Annotated in this window: 21 protein-coding genes; 8 read left to right on the forward strand and 13 right to left on the reverse strand. The window is 51.9% G+C overall.

The genetic code is table 11. The features are described from left to right. Window positions 1-17: 17 nt before the first annotated feature. The 3 genes from J4E05_RS17910 to eutC all read left to right on the forward strand — a co-directional run bounded on the left by J4E05_RS17910 (window position 18) and on the right by eutC (window position 3,449). Complete coding sequence (locus J4E05_RS17910) at window positions 18-1,001, forward strand: TRAP transporter substrate-binding protein (RefSeq protein ID WP_168184879.1); 984 nt, start codon at window positions 18-20, stop codon at window positions 999-1,001. Between the two features lie 250 nt (window positions 1,002-1,251). Next, entirely contained in the window at window positions 1,252-2,643 is a 1,392-nt protein-coding gene (locus J4E05_RS17915) for an ethanolamine ammonia-lyase subunit EutB (protein WP_349598383.1), read from the forward strand. Further along, window positions 2,643-3,449 carry an ethanolamine ammonia-lyase subunit EutC gene (gene eutC, locus J4E05_RS17920; RefSeq protein WP_349598386.1) on the forward strand — a complete coding sequence of 269 codons (807 nt, stop codon included), beginning with the start codon at window positions 2,643-2,645 and terminating at the stop codon, window positions 3,447-3,449. Before J4E05_RS17915 ends, eutC begins: the two co-directional genes overlap by 1 nt. 58 nt (window positions 3,450-3,507) lie before the next feature. Here the strand turns inward: eutC and J4E05_RS17925 are convergent, their stop codons facing one another. Then, the gene (locus tag J4E05_RS17925; protein ID WP_349598389.1) at window positions 3,508-4,668 is read right to left on the reverse strand and encodes an iron-containing alcohol dehydrogenase; all 1,161 of its coding nucleotides are present in this window, start codon (window positions 4,666-4,668) and stop codon (window positions 3,508-3,510) included. A gap of 153 nt (window positions 4,669-4,821) precedes the next feature. On the opposite strand from J4E05_RS17925, the gene J4E05_RS17930 reads away from it, so the two are divergent. Beyond that, window positions 4,822-5,379: a peroxiredoxin gene (locus J4E05_RS17930; RefSeq protein ID WP_349598391.1), complete on the forward strand. Its 558-nt coding sequence runs from the start codon at window positions 4,822-4,824 to the stop codon at window positions 5,377-5,379. A 1-nt stretch (window position 5,380) separates the two neighbouring features. Here the strand turns inward: J4E05_RS17930 and J4E05_RS17935 are convergent, their stop codons facing one another. From J4E05_RS17935 to J4E05_RS17975, 9 genes are all read right to left on the reverse strand, one after another. After that, window positions 5,381-6,133 (reverse strand): metallophosphoesterase family protein, encoded by a 753-nt coding sequence (locus J4E05_RS17935; protein ID WP_349598393.1) that lies wholly within the window; start codon window positions 6,131-6,133, stop codon window positions 5,381-5,383. Between the two features lie 39 nt (window positions 6,134-6,172). Then, window positions 6,173-6,766: a LysE family translocator gene (locus J4E05_RS17940; protein ID WP_349598396.1), complete on the reverse strand. Its 594-nt coding sequence runs from the start codon at window positions 6,764-6,766 to the stop codon at window positions 6,173-6,175. A gap of 161 nt (window positions 6,767-6,927) precedes the next feature. Beyond that, window positions 6,928-8,325, reverse strand: a complete 1,398-nt coding sequence (locus J4E05_RS17945) for an FGGY-family carbohydrate kinase (protein ID WP_349598399.1) — start codon at window positions 8,323-8,325, stop codon at window positions 6,928-6,930. Between the two features lie 5 nt (window positions 8,326-8,330). Further along, the gene (gene rhaM, locus J4E05_RS17950) at window positions 8,331-8,645 is read right to left on the reverse strand and encodes an L-rhamnose mutarotase (protein WP_349598402.1); all 315 of its coding nucleotides are present in this window, start codon (window positions 8,643-8,645) and stop codon (window positions 8,331-8,333) included. Beyond that, window positions 8,646-9,710 (reverse strand): ABC transporter permease, encoded by a 1,065-nt coding sequence (locus tag J4E05_RS17955; protein WP_349598404.1) that lies wholly within the window; start codon window positions 9,708-9,710, stop codon window positions 8,646-8,648. Then, window positions 9,707-10,702: an ABC transporter permease gene (locus tag J4E05_RS17960; RefSeq protein ID WP_349598406.1), complete on the reverse strand. Its 996-nt coding sequence runs from the start codon at window positions 10,700-10,702 to the stop codon at window positions 9,707-9,709. The genes J4E05_RS17955 and J4E05_RS17960 overlap by 4 nt, the downstream gene beginning before the upstream one ends. Continuing rightward, window positions 10,703-12,193: a sugar ABC transporter ATP-binding protein gene (locus tag J4E05_RS17965; RefSeq protein ID WP_349598409.1), complete on the reverse strand. Its 1,491-nt coding sequence runs from the start codon at window positions 12,191-12,193 to the stop codon at window positions 10,703-10,705. Between the two features lie 174 nt (window positions 12,194-12,367). Beyond that, window positions 12,368-13,363: a rhamnose ABC transporter substrate-binding protein gene (gene rhaS, locus J4E05_RS17970; RefSeq protein ID WP_349598412.1), complete on the reverse strand. Its 996-nt coding sequence runs from the start codon at window positions 13,361-13,363 to the stop codon at window positions 12,368-12,370. Window positions 13,364-13,434: 71 nt separating this feature from the next. After that, window positions 13,435-14,241 (reverse strand): DeoR/GlpR family DNA-binding transcription regulator, encoded by an 807-nt coding sequence (locus tag J4E05_RS17975; protein WP_085591150.1) that lies wholly within the window; start codon window positions 14,239-14,241, stop codon window positions 13,435-13,437. A gap of 210 nt (window positions 14,242-14,451) precedes the next feature. Between J4E05_RS17975 and J4E05_RS17980 the strand changes: the two genes are divergently transcribed. From J4E05_RS17980 to J4E05_RS17995, 4 genes are all read left to right on the forward strand, one after another. Continuing rightward, window positions 14,452-16,554, forward strand: coding sequence for a bifunctional rhamnulose-1-phosphate aldolase/short-chain dehydrogenase (locus J4E05_RS17980; RefSeq protein WP_349598415.1), 2,103 nt, complete (start codon window positions 14,452-14,454; stop codon window positions 16,552-16,554). Window positions 16,555-16,605: 51 nt separating this feature from the next. Next, on the forward strand, window positions 16,606-17,904 hold the full coding sequence (gene rhaI, locus J4E05_RS17985; RefSeq protein ID WP_349598418.1) for an L-rhamnose catabolism isomerase: 1,299 nt from the start codon (window positions 16,606-16,608) through the stop codon (window positions 17,902-17,904). Between the two features lie 155 nt (window positions 17,905-18,059). Further along, a complete protein-coding gene (locus J4E05_RS17990; protein WP_349598421.1) occupies window positions 18,060-18,563 on the forward strand; it encodes a hypothetical protein in 504 nt (167 codons plus the stop codon). A 98-nt stretch (window positions 18,564-18,661) separates the two neighbouring features. Beyond that, on the forward strand, window positions 18,662-20,734 hold the full coding sequence (locus J4E05_RS17995) for a pyrroloquinoline quinone-dependent dehydrogenase (RefSeq protein WP_349598424.1): 2,073 nt from the start codon (window positions 18,662-18,664) through the stop codon (window positions 20,732-20,734). A gap of 322 nt (window positions 20,735-21,056) precedes the next feature. Here the strand turns inward: J4E05_RS17995 and J4E05_RS18000 are convergent, their stop codons facing one another. From J4E05_RS18000 to J4E05_RS18010, 3 genes are read right to left on the reverse strand one after another with little or no spacing between them, the layout of a single operon-like run. After that, on the reverse strand, window positions 21,057-22,112 hold the full coding sequence (locus J4E05_RS18000; protein WP_349598426.1) for an L-idonate 5-dehydrogenase: 1,056 nt from the start codon (window positions 22,110-22,112) through the stop codon (window positions 21,057-21,059). Window positions 22,113-22,119: 7 nt separating this feature from the next. Beyond that, a complete protein-coding gene (locus J4E05_RS18005; protein ID WP_349598428.1) occupies window positions 22,120-23,394 on the reverse strand; it encodes a TRAP transporter large permease in 1,275 nt (424 codons plus the stop codon). Beyond that, entirely contained in the window at window positions 23,391-23,900 is a 510-nt protein-coding gene (locus J4E05_RS18010; RefSeq protein ID WP_349598431.1) for a TRAP transporter small permease, read from the reverse strand. The genes J4E05_RS18005 and J4E05_RS18010 overlap by 4 nt, the downstream gene beginning before the upstream one ends. Window positions 23,901-23,935: the final 35 nt, after the last annotated feature.

Genomic DNA, 23,935 nt, shown 5'->3' on the forward strand with positions numbered 1-23,935 from the left:
AAATGGAGGCTTCAAAAATGATCAAATCAATGTTGTTCGCTGCTGTTGCGTTTGTCCCGTTATGTCTGGGGCAGGCACAGGCCGCCGAATATAACTGGGACCAGTCCACCGAATATGGCCCCAATTCGATCAACACCAAAACCGACGTTTTCTTTGCCGACCGGCTTAAGGAACTGTCGGATGGTAAAATCGCCATCACCATCCATTCGGGCGCGGCGCTCGGCTTTCGTGAAAAAGATCATCTTTTTGCTGTCGCCGATGGTGCTTTGCCGATTGCCACCACGGTTAGCGGTACGCTTGCCGGTGTTGATCCGATCTTTTTGCTAAGCTCGCTTCCGTTCGTCGCCAAGGATTTTGACGATGTTCGTAAATTGTGGGATATCGCACGGCCGTATTACGAAAAAGTATTCGAAAAATACGACCAGAAACTGATCCACGCCGGCTGGATCGATCCGTCAGGCATCTGGGCGGAAAACGAAATCAAATCACAGGCCGATTTGAAAAACCTGCGCATCCGCACTTATGATGCCACCGGCACCCGGGTACTGGATGCTTTGGGGGCATCGCCGCTGCAAATTTCGTGGTCGGACGTGGTGCCGCAGCTCGCAACCGGTTCTATCTCGGCTGTGTTGACCGGGGTTGATGGTGGGGCGGCTGCCAATTTCTGGGATTACACCAGTGTTTTCACCCAGATCAATTATGCCATGCCGCTGACCTTTGTTCACATGAACATGGATGCCTATAATTCCCTGCCACCGGAATTGCAAAAAGCAGTGATGCAGGCCGGTGAAGAGGCCACCGAATGGCGCGCCGAGCAGATCCGCCAAAATCAGGCTGCTAAATATGACGAATTACGTTCGCACGGCATGACCGTGGTTGAAAAGGTTGATCCCGAATTTGCCAAGGCCTTGTCGGAAGCCGCCCAGCCTGTAATTGAAGACTGGAAAGCAAAAACCGGTTCACGGGCTGACGAAATTCTCACCAAATTCGCAGCAGAATAAAACGGTTCTGGTCCCGGCTTGGCGGTATTTGCCATTGCCGGGACTGCCTTTTAAAAGGCATGCCTATTTTATAGTCATTTATTTCTTGTTGTTTCAAACTGCTGAAATTTTAACACAGGTGTTTGCACCAGATCGCGCATTCCGGCATGGGGTAAATGTCGGCATCATCGTTTGATAAAATTGAAATCTTTATGTCTGCGGCATTCCTGACTGTGCCGCAAAACGTCTGATAGCATCAGGGGGCTGTATTTTGCATTCTGCATCTGGCACCGGTTTTAACCGGTTTACATTTCCTGATTTGAAAACAGTGCTGGCCAAAGCAAGCCCGCTGCGTTCGGGCGATTTGCTGGCGGGGCTGGCCGCCGAAACAGACGAAGAACGGGTCGCGGCGCGCTACGCTCTGGCCGATATCCCGTTAAAACGCTTTCTGTCCGAAGCGCTGGTGCCCTATGAGCGTGACGAAGTGACCCGCCTGATTATGGATAGCCATGATTATACTGCGTTCATGGCTGTATCGTCGCTAACGGTGGGCGATTTTCGTAACTGGTTATTATCGGATGATGCAACCCCCGCCGCGCTAAAGGCGCTGGCACCTGGGCTGACCCCGGAAATGGTCGCCGCTGTTAGCAAACTGATGCGCAATCAGGATTTGATCGCCGTTGCCCGCAAATGCCGGGTTGTTACCTCGTTTCGCAATACCATTGGCCTGGAAGGGCATTTGGGCGTGCGCCTGCAGCCCAATCACCCGACGGATGATCCTGCCGGGGTTGCGGCCTCCATTCTTGATGGTTTGATGCACGGGGCAGGGGATGCCGTTATTGGCATTAACCCGGCAACCGACAGCCCCGATGCCATGATTGAACTTTTAAAATTGATCGATGATGTGCGCGACCGGCTGCAAATCCCCACCCAGTCGTGTGTTTTATCCCATGTTACCACCGCGATCGAGGCAATGAACCGCAATGCCCCGGTTGATCTGGTGTTTCAGTCCATCGCGGGGACCCAGGCCGCCAATGACAGCTTTGGTATTAATTTGGCCATATTGGCCGAAGCCCAACAGGCGGCGCTGTCTCTTAACCGGGGTACGGTGGGCACAGACGTAATGTATTTTGAAACCGGGCAGGGGGCCGCATTATCGGCCGATGCGCATGAAGGGCTGGATCAGCAAACCGTTGAAACACGGGCCTATGCGGTTGCCCGCGCGTTTTCGCCCTTGCTGGTTAATACGGTGGTGGGCTTTATCGGCCCGGAATATCTGTTTGATGGCAAACAAATTACCCGTGCCGGTCTGGAAGACCATTTTTGTGCCAAGCTGTTAGGCGTGCCGATGGGGGTTGATGTTTGTTACACCAACCACGCCGAAGCCGATCAGGATGATATGGATAATCTGCTAACCCTTCTCGGTGTGGCGGGTACCAACTTTGTTATTGGCGTGCCTGGCGCAGATGACATCATGCTGAATTATCAAAGCACCAGTTTTCACGATGCCATGTATCTGCGATCTGCCCTTAATTTGCAGCCAGCACCGGAATTTGCCCAGTGGCTGCGTAAAATGGAAATCTTTGATCAAAGCGGACGTACCCGCCCCAAACTTGATAGCAGTTTGACGCAGGATTTACTGGCATGGTCGGGGGCCGCGTAATGAGTTTATCTGATAATCCCAACGTTCCCCGGCTGGACCCGTGGTCGCGTCTTCGCGTGCATACCAGTGCGCGGATCGGCCTTGGCCGGGTGGGTGATGGCTTGCCCACCAGCCAGTTGCTGGAATTTCAAATGGCCCACGCACGCGCACGCGATTCCGTTCATATGCCGTTTGATGCACCCGCAGTTGCGACTAGTCTGATGCCGCTGAAGTTGCCGGTTATCACGGTTCAGTCCGCTGCCGCCAACCGGTCCGAATTTTTGCAACGTCCCGATTATGGTCGGACACTGGCCCCGCAAAGCGAAGCTGATCTTGTGAATGCGGCAAATAGTGCAGATGCCAATCCTTCATTCGATGTTGTCTTTATCCTTGCTGATGGCCTCTCTGCCCGTGCCGTTCATGAAAATGGTGCCGATATGCTACGCCAGACAATTGCGTGTTTGGGGGATGACTGGTCCATCGGCCCACTCGTTCTGGCCCATCAGGCCCGCGTGGCACTAGGCGACGAAATTGCCACCCGGTTGAAGGCTAAAATTAGTGTGGTTTTAATCGGCGAACGTCCCGGTCTTTCCAGTGCGGATAGTTTGGGTGCATATCTTACCTTTGCGCCCAAACCGGGGTGCAGCAACGCGCAGCGTAATTGTATTTCAAACATCCGTCCTGCCGGCTTTCCGGTTGGCGATGCGGCGCACAAGCTGGCTTACCTGATGAACGAGGCGCGCAAAAACAGCATTTCCGGTGTCAAGCTGAAGGACAATTTTACCGCCCGTAATCTGGTCGAAACCATGCGTGCCTTACCGAAATAAAACAAAACCCCGGCAGGGTACCAAATTGCCGGGGTTTTATTTGTGGGGTAAGGTGCGCCTAAAATGCTTCGCGGTACAGCGCCAGCGCATCTTCTTCGGTAATCTCAACCGGGTTGTTAACCAGCAGGCGCGATTGTTTCATCGCATCTTTTGCCAGCATCGACAGGCTGTTGTCTGTCACTTTGACATCGCGTAATCGTCGCGGTGCGCCACTTTCATCCATTAACGTCAGCATATGGGCGACAAACGCATCTGATCGCGCTGTAACATTGCCCGTTCCGGGTACTGCCATCACATCGGCCAGTTCGGCGTAAAGCGGGGCGGCGACTTTGGCGTTATAGCGTAATACCGGTCCCAGCATCAGCGCATTGGTCAGCCCGTGGGGCAAATGGTAATGCCCGCCCAGCGGATAGGCCAGTGCATGGACCGCCGCCACGGGCGAATTGGCAAATGCCTGCCCCGCCAGCATCGCACCCAGCAACATTTTTTCGCGCGCTGCACGGTTTGTGCCGTCCTTGCAAGCCGCGATCAGATTGTCGCTTAACAACCGAAGGGCTTCGCGGGCCAGCGCGTCGGATAACGGGTTCTTTTTGAATTTGGATGTATAGGCTTCAATGGCATGTACCATGGCATCAATGCCGGTGGCCGCGGTGTGAATTTGCGGCAAGCCCACGGTCAATTCCGCATCTAGCAAAACAAAATCACCGTAAAGCTGCCGGGAAACAACACCCATCTTGGTCGTTTCTCCGGTGGTGATAATGGAAATATTTGTTACCTCTGACCCGGTACCCGCAGTGGTCGGTACCAAAGCCAGCGGTAATCGGTTTCCCTTAACATTGCCAATGCCATACATTTCAGTCAGCGGTTGGTCATTGGCAATTAGAACCGCGACCAGTTTGGCAATATCAAGCGACGATCCTCCGCCCAGGCCAATCACAATATCGATCTGTTTTGTTTTCGCCATATCGGCACAGCCCAGCACGACTGATTCGGGCGGGTCTGCCACCACTTGATCAAAAAGGGTAACGTTAAACCCTGCCGCGACGAGCGATTTTTCTACCGGTGCAATCAGGCCCGCGTCAATCAGGCCACGATCCGTTATCAGCAAGGCCCGGCGCACGTCAAAACGGCTTGCAAGCAACGCACCCAGTTGTTTTGATCCGCCCCATTCCACAAAAATGTCGGCCACAGTGGTAAAACCAAACGCGTTGCTGGTCATTATTCCCTCCTGATATTTATATGTTTTGGGCAGCAGGCTTTGCCGACGGCCATTTTGCGCTATTTGACCCTAAACCATTATATGTTGCAACAAATGCCGGGTTATACTTTGTGGCGGTTTGATCGTGATCGCTATGAAGATAAAGGCTGATAAATGACTGTTGCCGATAACCTGAAATCTGATCACGCAGATACACCCGGCGATGATGAATGCCGCCATTTGATTGGCATGGCGATGCCCGGTGTATCCCTGCCATCCACTGACGGTACCGGGTTTGATCTTGCTGTGGCCCGCCCCGGCTGGTTGATTGTTTATTGTTATCCGCGCACCAGTTCACCCGACACACCTGCACCGACGGACTGGGATGTTATCCCCGGCGCGCGCGGTTGTACCCCGCAAAGCTGCGCCTTTCGCGATCATTACCGCGAATTACAGCAAAAGGGGGCCGATGTTGTTGGCCTTAGCACACAGTCAACCGGCTACCAGGTTGAAATGGTCAATCGTCTGCACTTACCGTTTGTGGTTTTAAGTGACGAAAACCTTGAACTGGCCACCGCACTGCGATTGCCGGTTTTCCAGGTTGATGGCATGACGTTGCTGCGCCGTTTAACGCTGGCGATCAGGGATGGCATTATTCGCCATGTATTTTATCCGGTTACGGTGCCCGAAAACCATGCCGATGAAATTCTTTTATGGCTGGATCAGAATTAGGTCATGCCGGGGTGGCATAACCGGTGCGAATGGCATGGGCCCAATCCTCTCGTCCGTTATCGGCTGCTCGCCGGGCGGCCCCTTCATGGTCATAAGGCACCGCAATGAAGTCTACGTTTGGCATAGAGGTCTTTTCCGACAAGGCGATAATGGCATAACGTGCGTGGGGGCTGCAGCTTTCTGATACATGGGCCGGGGCGTCGTCGTTGTAGGCCGGGCACCCGACAGAGCCGGGATTAATAATCGTTATATCGCCTTTGGTCCGCAATAGGTCCGGGCGATGACTATGACCGGTTAGCACAATATTGGCACCGTTAACCGGCCCCAGGCGTTGCGACACTGCCGGTTCGTGATCACGTACCAATCCGCCATTTTCAATGCGTTCCAGCAAATAGGTGGCATCATTGTTCGGTGTGGCATGGCAGGCAAAAATGCCGGGCACGGGCATTACGGTTTGTGGCAATGCACCCAGCCAGTTTTTGTCCACCGTTGTTATTTCCTGCACGGCATAGCTGTCAGATGCGATCATTGTTTCCAGGGGCAGGGTGGCAACCTGCCGGTCATGGTTGCCGCGCACGGTAATAGCGCCAAGCCGGTGTAAAATTTCCATGGTTTCGCGCGGCCATAACGGGCCAGATACACAATCACCCAGGTTCACCACAATGTCGGCGCCGCCCCGGTGCTTTATGTCCGCAATGACAGTTTCCAGCGCCAGGGCATTTCCATGAATATCGGCAATTACAGCTATTTTCATTTTATTCCTGTCGGTCAGTTACATTGTCTTGCGCCACTTTTATGCCCAGAAAAGCGCTGCCGTCAGCGCTGCAATTCCGGCCATTGTCCGGTTAATCAGACGCAGTTTTTTGCGGTCATGTAAAATGCTTTTCAATGCGGATCCAAATATAGCCCAAACCGCCATGCTGGGAACGCCGGTTATTGTAAAAACCAGGCATCCTAACGCAATTTGCAGCCAGTAATGATCCCCTGGTGAAATAAATGTGGCAATAACTGTAATCGCGATCAGCCATGCTTTGGGATTGATAAATTGAAATGCAGCCGCCTGTAAAAACGAAATCGGTCGGGCGGCTCCGGGTTCTTTTAAATCGCCCGCACGCCAAAGTTTAACGGCCAGCCACAATAAATACAGGGTGCCGCAAATTTTTAAAACCAGCTGCAATCGTGGTTCAACGGCAAAGACAGCGCCAAGTCCTGCGCCTGTCAGACAAAGTTGCAGGGTAACGCCAAATGGAATACCCAAAATATGCGGAACCGTGCGCCGAATACCAAATAACAGGCCCGATGATGTCAACATGACATTGTTTGGCCCCGGCGTTATGGACATCACGAAAGCATATAGTGCCAGGGAAAAAATGGTGGCAATGTCCATGTTGTTCCTTGCAGAATGAACCGGCAATGCGGATCGCATTTTAAAAATTTATCTGATCTGGAACAGCAGATTGACAGCACATTTTTGTTTTGGCGAATGAGAATTCATCAGCAAAACGTGAAAACATTTCAGGGCCTGGCGGGGAACATGCCGGTTTGATGTTACCTTGCAGGCAATCTTAAAAACCATTGATGTCGATAGTTTGTATATCGCGCACCGGTCAGTTCCCTGTCAATTTCGTGCAGCAGTTCGTCGGGGGCAAGTGTATCATTTTCTGCCAATGCCAGCAGGGCCGCCCCATGGCTGGTCCCGCCACTGCCCGATGCAATATGCACCGGTTGTTCGGCCCGAAATAACGCCAGAATTTGGCATAACAGGGCATTTTGGGCAAAGGGACCATCCAGTATCAGCGGGCCACCCGCCCCGATCATGCCCAGGCAATAATCGATCATTAATGCACTATAAAGCGTTGCAAGTGCCGCATGGTGGGCCGGTGTTGTAAGGAGGTCGTGATTTTCAATTTTGCCATGATGCCCGGCAAAAGGCCCGCCTGCCGTTGCAAAGGATGGAATGGCAAAAACACATTGATCAATCACATGGTCGATATCATCGATGTTAAAGTCGGTTCTTGCATCCGCGCACAGGGTTTCATATTCGCGCCCGCCCATAAATCGCGCACTGGGCACGGCATGCCCGTCCAGGTCAACATTGCATAATGTATCGCGATCTTCGCGCAAATTGCGGGTAGCGGTACTCCCCACGCCAAAACAGATTACCCAGGTGCCACTTGATACCAGCGTAAAGGGTTTGGGCATTGTTTGAATATAGGGCACAAGCGATGCGTTGCTGTCGTGGATACCGCATAAAATTTCGCATTGAGGTGATATGCCGGTTTGTGCCGCAATGTCGGGCAAAAGGGTGCCTATCACGGCATCTGCCCGTTTGACGTCGGGAAATTTTCTGTGCCAGCCCTGTTTTTTTGCCAGGTTGGACCATTCCCCCGTTTCCGGGTGCCACAAATCGCTATGGCACCCCAATGACGTGCACTCGCTGGCTTTTACCCCGCATAACCGCCACGCCCAATATTGCGGATACAGCAAAAAATCGCTGGCGGTATCAAACACATCACCTTGCGTTTGGCTTAATGCATAAATTTGCCGCCCGATATTAAGCCCGGCGGGCAAATCGGGGCTTAGGCTTTGCACAAACGGGTCTCGCAGGGCGGCGTAACGGGCGTTAATGGCGGCCGGTATTTCATTTTCATAATCAACTACCGGCATAACAACTGTATCGTCGTGCAAAACAACAACCGTTGCCCCATGTGTGGTTACAACAATGCGGGTAATGTTAAATTCGTTTGCTGCTTTTTGTAATTGTGCCAGGCAAAACTGCCATAATCCATCAATGTCATGATGGCGATAGGGCGGGCCGGGCAGGGGTGTATTAGCCTGCTTTTCTTCCCAAAACAGCTGCGCATTTCGCGCATCATGGATGCTGATTTTGGCGTTGGTTTTGCCAATATCAAAAACGGCAATGGCATCGGGTCTTGTATGTTTCATGGCGATTACGGCATATGAAATACGGGTAAAAGCGGGCGGCTGACAGGGCTGTCATCGGCATTGGTTGCCATAATGTCCCCCATATAGGCCCACCATTTTTGCATGATGGCAGTATCAGGCAGGGTATCCATGCCATGATCCGCCTTGCGCCTTAAAACAGCAAACAGAACATATGTTTCTTCGTCAATGAAAATGCTATAATCGCAAATTCCGGCGTCTTTTAAAACCGTAACAAGTTCGGGCCAGATATCGTCGTGGCGGCGTTTATATTCGGTTGCCTGGCCGGGGTTCAACTGCATCTTAAAGGCAATCTGTTCCATTTATCCGCCTCGCATTTTTGAACGCATTTTTTGAGCTTGCACAACCCGTCGCCATATAATGGGTGTGCCAATGACTGCGATCAGCAAAATGCCGGTAAAAATGGACATAACGATACCTGGCACATTCAAAAGTCCCATGCCAAATGTCACCAGTCCCATCAAAAAGACAGCAATAAATACGCCGGCAATGCTGCCCGCCCCGCCCATGATGCTGACCCCGCCCAAAACCACCATCGTGATCACTTCCAGTTCCCAGCCCATGGCGATGGACGGGCGGGTGGAACCAATGCGTGATGTGAGCAAGATGGCGGCAATCCCGGAAAAAAGCCCCACCAGTGTAAACAGTACCATGCGATGCCGTTTTACATTGATGCCCGAAAACAACGCCGCTGTCGGGTTGTTGCCAATGGCAAAAACGCGGCGCCCAAAGGTTGTCTTATGCAGAATCACGGCGAAAATCACCGCGAGCAACAGAAACAGGGTAAATTCAAACGAAATCACCCCGTAAACATAACCCTGGCCGAAAAAGGCAAAACCTTGCGGATAATCGCGATACACCCCGTCGCCCAGCACGATATAGGCGATGCCGCGATACAGGCTCATGGTGCCGATGGTCACAACAATGGCAGGAATGTCAAAGCGGGTGATGATATAGCCATTAAAAAGCCCGGCGAGTAATCCTACGCCTGCGCCAATTGCTACCATTCCCGCAGGGTCGATACCGGCGCTGTTGGCCGCCCCCATTGCAACGGATGACAAGGCAATGGTCGATGCCACCGACAAATCAATGTCGCGGGCAATAATCAGCAACGCCATTGGCAAGGCGATGATTGCTTTTTCCGTGAAGTTAAATGTCGCATCCGACAGGCTCCACGGGTCAAGGAAATAGGGGGATAATTGTGTGTTGGCGAAAAATGCCAGCGCCACAAATACCAGCAATAATGTTTCCCAGCGCAGCAAACGGCTGCGCCAGGCCCCGTTCAGATTGTCGGGTAAAAATCGCTGGTTTCCGGTTTGGTGTTGTGTCGTGTGCGGTGCGGTTTGTTGCAGGGTTTGACGGTTCATTGGTGCACCTCTCGCAAAATGCGGCGTCCCACCTGTTTTTCACTGCGCGAATTAATAATAACGGCCAGCACAATCACGCCCCCGGAAATTGCCATTTGCCAGAACGGTGAAATACCTAAAACCGGCAGGGCGTTTTTGATCAGGCCCAAAAAAATCGCGCCCAATGCCGCCCCCCACACAGAACCAATACCCCCGGCAATGGAAATACCGCCAATTACACAGGCGGCAACCACCTGCAATTCAAACGCCAGGGCCACCTCGGTATAGGCAACTGCAAACCGTGATACCCACAAATACCCGCACAAACCCGCCATCGCGCCAGAAATGCAAAATGTAATGAACTGGTATTTACCCACATTCAGTCCGGCATACACGGCGGCCTTGGGGTTGCCGCCAATGGCAAAAATGGCGCGGCCAGTGGCGCTATAGCGGCAAAACAGCGCAACCAGCACAATCATGATGATTGCCAACCACGACAGTGTTGTCAGGCCCAATGTCACTTCACGGGGAAACGCCAAAAATTGCGGTGTCATTTCATGGGCATTTACCCATTCGCCACCGCTTAGCAAAAAGACCATGCCGCGATAAATGCTCATGGTGCCAAGGGTTACAACGATGGATGGAATGCCGACCATCCATACCAATATGCCATTGAAGGCGCCCAAAACTGCACCAATACCAATTGACATCACAAGGGTGACAAGGGCAGGGGTTTCGGGGTGCGCCACATTGATCAGCGCAACAATCATCCCGGTCAATGCCAGATTGGACGCAACCGATAAATCAATGCAACGTGTTACAATCACCAGCATCTGGACCATTGCCAGCATGATCAGAATGGCCGTGTCATCTAACAGTTCAGACAGGTTATCGGGGCTTATAAAAAATGCTTCCTGTGTGCCAATTCCGACGGTCATTAAGACAATAATCACCGCGAGGATCCATTCGCGATGGGCCAGAATTCTGGCAAGGGGTGTTGGGGTGTTTGTCATTTATGCAGCCCCCGTTGCAGCGGTTACGATTGCTTCAGCGCTGGCCGTGTCGCGGTCAAACCGGGCGGCAATGCGGCCTTCATGCATCACTATAATCCGGTCGGACATGCCCATAATTTCGGGCAATTCAGATGACACCATAATCACCGACAATCCCTGTGCCACCAGATCACCCATAAACTGGTGAACGGCGGCCTTCGACCCGATATCAATACCCTTGGTCGGTTCATCAACGACAATGACATTGGGGTTGGTCGCCAGCCATTTGCCAATCACCACCTTTTGCTGGTTCCCGCCCGACAGGTTTTCAACATTCTCGCTTAGGCTGGCGGCCTTTAGATTCAGGCTTTGTGCATAATGGCGGGCAACGTCATATTCGCGTGCCATGTCAATAAACCCGTGGCGCGACAGGCCGCCTAACCGGGGCAGGGTAATGTTTTGAAAAATGGGCAGGCTCAGGATCGCGCCTTGATGCTGGCGATCTTCGGGCACATATACCAGCCCGCTTGAGATGGCCTGGCTGGTATTGGCCGGGGCATAGGGTTTGTTCTGCAGTGTCATGCTACCGGTACTGGTTTTTGTCAGCCCAAACAGGGCCTGCATCACTTCGCTGCGCCCGGCCCCCACCAGCCCGTAAAAGCCCAAAATCTCGCCTTTGCGCAAATCAAACGAAATATCGTTAAATTCAGTCGGGTGTGACAGGCCCTGCACTGTCATTACAACCGGGCCAATCTCGGCGTCGGTTTTGGGGTAAACCTGCTCAACTGTGCGGCCAACCATCATGGCAACCAGGTCATTCTGGGTTACGTCGCCGATCATGCCCGATCCCACAAGTTGCCCGTCGCGAAACACGGTATAGCGGTCGCAAATTTCAAAAATTTCATCAAACTTATGGCTGATAAACAGGATCGCCTTGCCTTCTTCTTTCAGGCGGTGCACCAGTTTGTATAGATCGTTGATTTCCTGATGCGACAGCGATGCTGTCGGTTCATCCATGATCACGATATTGGAATTGTGCGAAATGGCCGATGCAAACGACACCATGTGCTTGTGCGCAACACTCAGGTTTTTAAGGGGTGTTTGCGGGTCAACCGGCACATCAAGATATTCCAGTAATTGCCGGGCGCGTTTGCGCATCAAGGGCCAATCCAGCATCCCCAGCCAGTTGCGGTCCTGATTGTTGATAAAAATGTTTTCAGTGACGCTAAGTTCATCGAACATCACCGCTTCCTGATGAATGGCTGAAATGCCCGATTTTACGGCATCGGTGGCGGCATGAAATTCAACCACAGTGTCACCCACCCGTATTTCGCCGCCGTCCGGGGTGTAAATACCGGTTAAAACCTTAACCAGCGTGGATTTTCCAGCACCGTTTTCCCCAATCAGCGCGGTGACCTGGCCGGGAAACAGCCGCAGGCCAACACCGTCCAGTGCCTTAACCCCGGGAAAGGTCTTGGAAACGTTTTTAAGTTCTAAAACAGGCGTGTCCATGAAACGGACCCTTGTCGCTGTCACTATCGAAAAATGTGGAAATGGTGCGTATGGCGCAGTTGTGCCGTTGGCTGTGTCTGCGCGACATATGTTTACGCCACCAAAAACCGTTGCAGGAAAAAATGGAAACCGGCACAGGGAGGCAAAAACCGGTTTCCATCAACCCTTGCGGGATCAGAAAATTTTGGCGAATTTTTCAACATTGCTGGCGTCGTAAACAAACGGTTCCGACATGGCGCCATCACCATTTTCGTCAAACGAAATAGTCCCCATACGACCCGCTTCAATCCTGGAATTCGGGCCACCTTCGGCACCGGTTGCCAGTTTGTACGAAATCATCATGGCGCTGTAACCCAAATCAATCGGGTTCCAGATGGCAAAACTTTTCACCGATCCTTTTTCAACATGACCCGCCAGTTCAGATGGCAACCCAAGGCCGGTGACAAATACTTTGCCCACCATGTTCTGGTCTTCAACTGCTTGCGCGGCGGCGACAATACCCACCGATGTCGGGGCAACAATTGCTTTAAGGTCCGGGTATTTCTTTAAAAGAGCCACGGTTTCGCGATAGCTTTTATCGGCCAAATCATCGCCGTAAACTGTATCAACCAGCTTTAAACCGCTATAATCGGGCAGGGCCTTTTTCATCTCGCCAATCCAGATATTCTGGTTGGTTGATGTTGGGGTTGCACTCAAAATGGCGATGTCACCGCCGCCATCACCTACAACATCGGCGGCCAGTTTAACGCAGGTTTTACCGATAAGTTCATTATTGGACGGGTTAAGATGCACAATGCGGGCATCCTGAGCCACGCCACTATCCCACGAAATAACCTTGATGCCACGTTGCATGGCGCGCTTCAAAATCGGGGCCAGTGCGTCGGGGTCATTGGCTGATACGGCAATGGCATCCACATGCTGGGCCATCAGGGCATTGATGCTTTCAATCTGGCCTTCTGCCGTGGTCGATGTCGGGCCGGTATAAATAACCTCGGCATTGCCAACTTCCTTGGCGGCTTCCATCGCGCCATCGCGCGCGGCTTCAAAAAACCCGTTCCCCAGCGATTTCACCACCAGGCCAACACGAACGGTGTCTGCCGCCTGGGCCGATACGGTTGCCAGGCCAAGAACAAGGGCAGCAGCCGCCAAAAGGGACTTCCTGAATTTCATAGCGTTTCCTCCATGATATGATGTTTGTTTTCATTATCCGGCGTCACGCACAGGCTCTGGCGGCCCTTATGTTATGCGCTTGCCGTTTCTTCCGTGGCGTCTTCTTCACACTCCGCAATCACAACATTCACACCCGCCTTATCCAGCATTGTGCGATCTTCGTCGCGAATGCCATCATCGGTAATCAGGGTGTCAATGCGGTCCAGCCGGCACAAAAACATGTTGCTGCGCTGGCTGAATTTCGAACTGTCAATCATCACCACCAGCTTTTCGGCCTGCTCGATCAGGCGTTGCTCGGACTGAATGATTAACGGGTCACTTTCCATAAGCCCCATCGCGTTGATCCCTTGTGCGCCGACAAAGGCCTTAGACGCATAAAAATTGTGGATCACATCGCTTTCAAACGGGCTTAAAATAATATTTTGCTCGCGGTAAATGGTGCCGCCGGGCAACACAACATTGTTTTCGCTATGCTTGATCAAAAATTCGGCCAGCAAAAACGAATTGGTCAAAATTTGCATTTTGCGCGATTTTAACAAAGGCGCCATCTGATAGGTCGTTGATCCACCGTGGATCACAATGGAATCACCAGCACTGCACATCTCAACCGCTTTGGCAGCAATGGCCGATTTTTGCATCACCTTCATGGTTTTGCTGACAAAAAACGGACGCCCCAGAAGCGACTGGTTCGATACCGGATGCAAGGCTTCCGCCCCCCCGCGAATACGGCGCAGCTTGCCATCCTGATCAAGCGCATTGATATCCCGGCGGATGGTTGCCTCGGACACATCAAGCATATCGACAAGCTGCGTCACGGTAACTACCGGGCGCTCGCCAACTGCGCGCAAAATCAATCTGTGTCGTTCACGTTCGTGCATTCTGTCTCTCCATTTGCCAGATATCCGTGCAAAATCTGTCATTGTCAATCGTAAAATTGTCACAATCCGTCATATTGCGGTGCAATATTGAAAGTTTATGATCGTTATTGATTGACTGTGATCGGAAACGGCGTTAGGCATTTTAAAAAATCGGCTGGCATTTAACGCTGGCCCTCATGGTGTAACGTCCAAACAACAGGTTATCAGGTCATGGCTTCTGTTTCGTCTGATGTGCTTCTTCCGAATAAATGGGATGCCGCCCACGCGGCGAAACTAAGCGAACCTGAACGGCTTTTATACCGTTCCAATCTATTGGGTTCTGATTTGAGAATTACCAACTTTGGCGGCGGAAATACATCGGCAAAGGTCTTTCAAAAAGACCCGCTTACCGGCGCCGAGGTCGAAGTATTATGGGTCAAAGGTTCAGGCGGCGATGTTGGCAGCATGAAACTGGACGGTTTTTCGACCCTGTATATGGAAAAACTGCGCGCGCTAAAGGGCATTTATCGCGGACCGGACTATGAAGACGAAATGGTCGGCTATCTGCCTCATTGCACGTTTAACCTGAACCCCCGTGCTGCAAGCATTGATACCCCGCTTCATGCCTATATCAACAAACCCCATGTGGACCATATGCACCCCGATGCGGTTATTGCCATAGCCGCATCCAAGGACAGCAAGGCCATAACGCAAGAAGTTTTTGGCAGCGATATTGGCTGGTTACCGTGGAAGCGCCCTGGTTATGAACTGGGCCTGATGCTGGAAAAATTCTTTACTGATAACCCCGATACCAAGGGTGTTGTTCTTGAATCGCACGGCCTGTTTACCTGGGGTGACAGTGCGGAGGAATGCTATACCACCACCATCAACATCATTAACAAGGCCATTGCCTGGTTTGCGACCAAAACTGACGGGGTAACGGTGTTTGGCGGGGCAAAACATCACAGTCTGGACGCCTCACAGCGTCGCGCCATTGCCTCAACTTTAATGCCCCGTATTCGCAGCTTCATTGATCGTGATGAACGTAAAATCGGCCATTTCAATGATGATCCGGCGGTACTGGAATTCGTTAATTCGCAAAAACTTAAAGATCTGGCTGCCCTTGGCACATCCTGCCCGGACCACTTCCTGCGCACCAAAATTCGCCCGATCATCATTGATCTGGACCCGGCACAGCCTGATGTGGACGGTATTATTGCTGGTCTATCCGATGCCTTTGCGGCCTATCGCGAAGATTATAAAGGCTATTATGATCGCTGCAAACGCCCCAACAGCCCGGCGATGCGCGACCCCAACCCGGTAATTTATCTGATCCCGGGTGTCGGCATGTTGTCGTTTGCCAAGGATAAGGCAACGGCGCGCATTGCTGGCGAGTTTTATGTCAATGCCATCAATGTGATGCGCGGTGCCGATACTGTTAGCACCTATATGGGGCTGGACGAACAGGAAGCCTTTGACATTGAATACTGGCTGTTGGAAGAAGCCAAATTGCAGCGCATGCCCAAACCCAAAAGCCTGGCCGGACAGATTGCCGTGGTCACGGGCGGGGCAGGCGGCATTGGCCGCGCTACCTGTGCACGATTGTTGCGCGAAGGAGCCTGTGTCGTTGCGTGCGATATTGATGCCGACGGTCTTGCAACGGCGGTTTCCGATTTGCAATCGGCCTTTGGCAAGGATGTTGTGCGTGGTTTGCCGGTAAATGTGACCGACGAACAATCGGTGATCAAGCTGATGCATGATAGCTGCGCGGAATTTGGCGGCATTGATATTCTGGTTTCCAATGCTGGTATTTCATCTGCCGCACCGATTGATGAAACATCCTTGGCGGTTTGGCAGCGCAATATGGATATTCTGTCCACCGGGTATTTCCTGGTATCGCGCGAAGCCTTTAAAATTATGAAATTGCAGGACCGCGCGGCCAGCATGGTTTTTGTTGCCAGTAAAAACGGCCTTGTGGCCTCGCCGGGTGCATCGGCCTATTGCACGGCAAAGGCATCGGAAATTCATTTGGCCCGGTGTTTGGCCCTGGAAGGCGCGCCCTATGGTATTCGTGTTAACGTTGTTAACCCTGATGCCGTGTTGCGCGGGTCCAAAATCTGGACGGGCGAATGGCGCGAACAGCGTGCCAAAGCCTATGACATGGAACCTGACCAACTTGAAGAACATTATCGCAAACGCAGCATGTTAAAGCTCAACGTTCTGCCCGAAGACATTGCCGAAGCCATCTATTTCCTTGCATCTGATATGGCGGCAAAATCAACCGGTAATATCCTCAATGTTGATGCCGGGCACGCCCCGTCCTTTACGCGCTAAACCCATATAATGGCCCGAAAAAGATAATAACGGGCCAGGGAGGAAAAACAAATGGCGACCAAACAGATTGATCCGGCGCTGATTGCCGATCACAACCAAAACGCTGTTGGCGATATGCAGGCGGATTACGATGCATTGGGCGCAAAACTTGCCCGCCAGAATGTTGATATTGAACAATTAACGCAAAAGGCGGTTGATTTTGGCGTTGCCATACCGTCATGGGGTGTTGGCACGGGCGGCACGCGCTTTGCCCGTTTCCCCGGCATTGGCGAACCGCGCAATATTTATGAGAAACTGGCTGATTGCGCGGTGATTGCGCAATTATCGCAGGCAACCCCCACAGTGTCGCTGCATATTCCGTGGGACCGCCCCGATGACCCGGCCGAGCTTCGCGATATGGCGGCATCGTGGGGTCTTGGCATTGATGCCATGAATTCCAATACCTTTCAGGATCATGACGACATGCCATTGTCATTCAAATTTGGCAGCTTGTCTCATGCTGACGAGGCCGTGCGCGAACAGGCCATAGCACATAATATTGAATGTATTGAAATCGGCCAAAAGCTGGGGTCAAAGGCGTTAACCGTCTGGATCGGGGATGGCACCAATTTCCCCGGTCAGCAAAGTTTTACCCGCAGTTTTGAACGCTATCTGGATGCGATGAAAAAGGTATATGCCGCCTTGCCCGATGATTGGCGGGTTTTCATCGAACATAAAATCTATGAACCGGCCTTTTATTCTACCGTTATACAGGATTGGGGCAGCAACTATCTGGCGGCAAGGGAACTGGGCGACAAGGCGCAATGCCTGGTCGATCTGGGCCATCACGCGCCCAGTGTAAATATTGAAATGATCGTCGCCCGCCTGTTCCAGTTTGGCAAACTTGGGGGATTTCATTTTAACGACAGCAAATACGGCGATGACGACCTTGATGCAGGGTCGATCAATCCGTATCAGTTGTTTTTGGTGTTTAACGAACTGGTTGATGCCGAGCTTGCAAATCCGTCCGGCTTCAATCCGGCCTATATGCTTGATCAATCCCACAATGTAACGGACCCGATCGAAAGCCTGATCATAAGTGCGATCGAAGTGCAGCGCGCCTATGTTCAGGCGTTGCTGGTGGACCGCGCCAAACTGGCCGATTATCAGGATGCCAACGACGTGATGATGGCAAACCGGACCCTGAAATCAGCCTACATTACCGATGTATCGCCCATTTTGGCTATGGCACGGCACCGGGCAGGGGGCGCAATCGACCCGCTTGCAACTTATCGCGCCACCGGGTATCGCGAAAAGGTGGGTAAACAACGCCCGGTCAGCAAAGGCAGTGGCGGCGGGATCGTCTCATAATTGTGTCTATTCGCCGGGTTGATGTCGGCATATTGCGTGGGCTGTTGAATGATGCTTGTTTTCAAAACGGGCGCGCCGTTTTGAATTGTAAGGTTCTGCTTTGGGCGCATCATTATAACTAAGAACACATCAAAATAGCAGCATGCAGACTTGAAATGGAACTTTATGTCATCTCGTCGCGTTTAAATATTGGCGCCTTGTTGCGTCATTTTTTGGACGAAAATAAGGAGATGGTTATGGCTCCAGCTCAAACCGTTTCATCTCGATATCCGCATGGGATTGGGCACTGGCTGACAGTTGCGCTAGGTGTCGTGGTTCTGATCTTTGGTCTTCCCATTTTAGCAGGGGGTCTCTGGCTCATTTCGCTGGGCGGTTCCTGGTATTATCTGTTTGCAGGTATCGGGCTTGTTGCAAGTGGGGTTTTTCTGCTTCGAACGTCGCTTTTTGGTTTCTGGATTTATCTTGCAACCTATCTTGGTACCGTCGTGTGGGCCTTCTGGGAGGCCGGCTTTGACTGGTGGGCCCAGGTCCCCCGTTTGGTCGCGCCAAGTGTCATTATGGTGCTGGTCCTGTTGTGTTTGCCACAACTGCTGCATCGCGGTTCAAAGCACCAGCCAGTTCAAAAGCAAAATACCGATCCCCACTCGCAAGCAGCCTGAACAGACAATTCCATATTGGCAAATGCTCAATGCAGGAATTGTGTGAGGCTGAAAGGACAATCATGTATTCGAGACATCTTTTCAGGGCATGTGCCGCAATGGCGGGTGCAGCCCTATTCTCGATTGCCGTTTTCCCTGACGTACAGGCGCAGGAAATTGACAGTCAAAATTCTCAAAATCAGTCACCACCCGACACAAATGTAACTCAGCCCAAAAATTCCGGTTCGGCTGTTCATAAACTTCCTCCGGTTGGCAAAGATTGGCCGTTTTACGGGGGCGGCGGTAATGCGGCGCGCTATTCGCCGCTTGATCAGATCAATGCCGGGAATGTTGGCAATTTAAAAAAAGTCTGGTCGTATCGCACTGGTGATATGCCAAATGAAAAAACAGAAGGTAAGTATTCGCCAGAAAACACGCCGCTAAAGGTTGGCGATAGCCTGTATGTCTGTTCTGCGATGGACATTCTGATATCGCTAAATGCCAAAACAGGTAAGGAACAGTGGCGGTTTGACCCAAAAGTGTCTGATCAGTCTATTCCCTATGGCGCGACATGTCGTGGTGTTGCATTTTATAAAAATTCCGATGCAAATGACGGCGATTTATGCGCCTCACGCATTGTTGCGGGTACCCTTGATGCCCGGCTGATTGCTGTTGACGCCCAAAACGGTAAACCCTGCCCCGAATTTGGTGATGATGGGAATGTTGATCTGACCAAAGGCATTGGTCAGACAGTGCCGGGCTGGTTATCGGTTACTGCCCCGCCAACGATCGTTCGAAACATCATTGTAACCGGCACCCAGGTAAAAGATGGTCAGGCGGAAGACGCTCCGTCCGGAGTGATCAGGGGGTATAATGTCCTTACCGGTGATCTGGTATGGGCATGGGATCTGGCCAAACCTGACATGAACGGTATGCCGCCCGAAGGCGAACATTACACCCGTGGCACCCCCAATATGTGGACCGCGGCAGTCGGGGATGAAAAGCTGGGTTACGTTTATTTGCCGCTTGGTAATTCAGCGGTAGATTATTATGGCGGTAACCGCAGCAAGGCTGAAAACGAATATAGCAGTTCACTTGTCGCCTTGGATGTCACCACAGGTAAACCGGCCTGGCATTTTCAGACAGTCCACTATGACTTGTGGGATTATGATCTGGGGTCGCAACCGACCTTGATCGATTTTCCCGGTGAAAATGGTTCGATACCGGCATTGGTTCTGCCAACAAAACAGGGTGATATTTTTATTCTTAATCGGGAAACCGGGGAAAGTCTGTTTCCGGTGGAAAATGTCGATGCGCCCACCGGGGGTGTTGAACCCGAAAATCTATCGCATGTACAACCCGTGTCCACCTATCACAACCTGCGTAAACCGCGCCTGACGGAACGCGACATGTGGGGGGCAACCCCGCTTGATCAATTGTGGTGCCGCATTCAGTTTCGCCGGGCTTCCTACGAAGGACGCTTTACACCGCCAACCACGAAAACGCCCTGGATTGAATATCCGGGTTATAACGGCGGCTCTGACTGGGGTAGCGTCGCGGTTGATACCAAACGGGGTATTTTGGTTGCCAATTATAATGACACGCCAAATTTCAACCGTTTGATCACGCGTGACGAAGTTGACAAACGCGGGTTAAAAGCAATTAACGAACAGCCTGGCACCGAAAGCGGTAGCAACGCCGAAGGTGATGGCGACCCTCAGGTTGGATCTCCTTATGGGATTGACGTTAACGCGGGCTGGCGTGTGCCTTTTACGGGTTTGTTATGTAAAGAACCCCCATATGGCTGGATCACAGCAATTGACCTTAAAACCGGTAAAACCCTGTGGGATCATCCTCTTGGCGAAGCGCGTAAAAACGGTCCATTCGGGATCCCGTCTCACTTACCGGTTCAAATCGGCACGCCAAATAACGGCGGACCGCTTGTTACGGCGGGCGGCTTGATTTTCATTGCTGCGGCAACAGATGATTTGATTCGGGCAATCGATATCGAAACAGGTGAAGTCGTCTGGAGCGATGAATTACCTGCCGGTGGGCAGGCTAATCCAATGACGTATGAAGTTGATGGTCAGCAATATATCGGTTTTATGGCTGGCGGCCATCATTTCATGGAAACGGATATTGGTGATTATGTTATGGCGTATGCCCTTCCCACGGGCGAGGGAACGAAATAAACCACGAAATAATCACTGCCAGGATTATCAATATCTTACGCAGTGCCTAGCAGACTGGGCGTCGATGTTGCCGTTTTGGCAACATCGACAGATCTGGTAACCTTGATGCCGCAAATGTTTTTCATATTTGCGGCATCAAGGACCAACTGCAAAAATTTGCCCGTATCTGGAAAATGCAGGGATTATGTACACCCGGCAAAACAACATCCTCGAAAAGATCGCTGACATTTCATCAAACATATAGGTGATGAGGATGTCTGTAACGACCATCAAGCCGTTGATTTGCTAGGAATTAAGCTGCATTTTCCATGATCGTCCCGTTTTAATGGGACATTTCGTCAGCAAAGGCAAAATGAACCTTAACCGCCTTGCTGCGATCCCGTGCCATATCAAATGCGGCAACGGCACCTTCCAAATCAAAGCTTGTCGTAATGATCGGGCGGACATCAATCTTGCCGCTGTCGATGGCATGAACAGCATCGGCATATTCGGTATGGAAACGATGGGTGCCAATAATCATCAATTCCTTGGCAACAACCGGGTTGAACGAAACCGGAATGTCGCCTGCAACGCCAACCTGTACCAAAATACCTTGCGGCCGTAGCATTTTAATGGCCGATTGAATGGCCGGGGCCGCAGCCGAGCATTCAAAGCACACATCAATCTGGCCTTTGCCGTCTTCATATATGGCAAGGTCCCTGGCGTGGGTGGCAATATTTACGGTTTTGGTGGCACCCATTTGGCGGGCCACACCCAATGCGTAATCTTGCAAATCGGTTACAATAATTTCGGCAGCCCCTGCCTGTTTTGCCGCCGCCGCGCATAATGCGCCAATCGGCCCGGCACCTGTAACCAAAACACGCTTGCCCGTCAAATCGCCAGCCCGGCTAACTGCATGAAGGCAAACAGCCAACGGTTCGGCGCAGGCGGCCTGGGCCAAACTGGTGCCTTGGGAAACCGGCACGCATTGTTTAGCATCCAGCGTAATCACATCGCGAAACGCACCTTGCATATGCGGCAACCGAATGGCAGAGCCAAAGAACCGCATATTCAGGCAATGCTGTTGCAAATCCTTCTTACAATATTCGCATTCACCGCAAGGATGACTGGGGTTAAGGGCAACCTTCTGACCAATGGCAAGGTCGGTAACGCCATTGGCAACGGCAATCACGGTTCCGGCAACTTCATGACCCAGAATAATTGGTTCACGCACACGGATCTGGCCGATACCGCCTTCATAAAAATAGTGAATGTCCGAACCGCAAATGCCACCGGCACCTACGCGTACAGTGACCTGTCCATTTTCAGGTGTTGCGACGGTATCGGTTTCAATTCGAACATCTTGCTGCCCATACAGGCGGCAAACACGGGTTTCCATAATTTGATTACTCCATCAAAGACGGCAGCCAGGTCGAAAAGAACGGCACGTAAGACACCAAAAACAGGATAATGATGTTTGTGATCAGATAGGGCACAAGGGCCTTGATCACGGGGCCGAGCGGCGATCTGGCAATATTGGCGCAGATAAACAGGCAGATACCAACTGGCGGGGTTGTCAGACCGATCATAAGGTTCAACACCGCAAATACGGCAAAATGGATCGGGTCAATGCCGACATTCTGGGCCAGCGTCAGGAGCGGCACGAACAGAATGATCAGGGCGGCAATGGTTTCCATGAACATGCCGACAATCAGCAACACCAGATTGATCAACAGGATCACAACATATTTGTTGTCGGTGATGGACAGTACGCCGTCTGAAATCATGGTCGGGATGCGTTCGGAAACCAAAATCCAGCCAAAGACATTGGCAAAGCCAACCAGGGCTAAAATTGCTGCCGCTGTAATGGCACTGTCTATCAAAATTCCCGGAACCGCGCGAATGGGCAGGTCGCGATAGACAAATGCGCCAACGACAAAGGCATACAGGCTGGCAATAACCGCCGTTTCGGTCGGGGTGGCAATGCCGCTGAGCAATCCGCCAATGATCAGGGCGGTCATGGCAAGTGCCCAAAAAGCCCCTAAAAAGGATTTTCCAAGTTCGCCAACACCCTGCCAGGGCTGATGGGGAAAATCGTTTTTAACGGCGATGATATAGGTGGTTACCATCATCGCCAGGCCCATCATCATACCGGGCAAGGCCCCGGCGATAAACATTTTACCCACCGAAATGCCCGATAGGGCACCAACAATAATCATGGGCATCGAGGGCGGAATAATGGGGCCAACGGTGGATGACGCAGCAGTAACCGCGGCCGAAAACGGCGCAGGATAACCTGCACGTTTCATGCCGGGGATCATCATGCCGCCAATGGATGCTGCATCGGCAACGGCGGTGCCCGAAATACCCCCAAACAGCATGGAGCCGGCCACGTTGGTGAGGCCAAGGCCGCCGCGCATCCAGCCAACCATGGCATTGGCAAACCGCACAATACGCGGTGTAATGCCACCACCATTCATCAGGTTGCCCGCCAGGATAAACCCGGGAATACACAGCAAAACGAACACATCCATCCCGGCAAACATTTTTTGCGGAATGATCACAAGTGGCATGCCCTGCATAAGCAGATAACACATTGAAGACAGGCCAAGCGTAACGGCAACAGGCAGGCCGATGATCAGGCCAAGAATAAATACACCCAGCAAAACAGCAAGGCTCATGGCAATTCTCCGGTCTGGCCTTCGGGTTTGCCATTCGAAACCCCGGCAATCATACGCACGACACGCAACGCAGCAAATAACGACAAAAGAATAAGTAAAACAAAAACCGAGGCATGAACAAAATCCATGCGAACCCCAAGGGCAGGGGACGTTTGCCATTTACCAATCGAGACAAACTGCCATGCCGGCATCACCAGTAGCCCGGCAAAAACAGTGGTCAGAACAGCGGATGCAAACAACAGTGTTTTCTGGATCGGGGCTGGCAGAATATCTGTTACCAGTTCCACATTGACCAGTTCGCCATTGCGGTAAGACAGGCCCACACCAAAGGCTGCCATATACAGCAGGCACTGACGGGTAAATTCCTCGGTCCATACCGGTGATTCAGGCAGAAAAGTACGGGCAAAAACCTGGATCAGCACGGTCGCAAAAAGCAATCCAAAGGCAACGCCGGTCATAATCCGGCACAGGGCAATCAACAGGGCATATAAACGGGTGGCGATCACGATAACTCCCCTATGTCGGGAATAGCCCGGTTGCG

Source organism: Thalassospira sp. NFXS8 (assembly GCF_040148805.1).
GTDB lineage: Bacteria > Pseudomonadota > Alphaproteobacteria > Rhodospirillales > Thalassospiraceae > Thalassospira.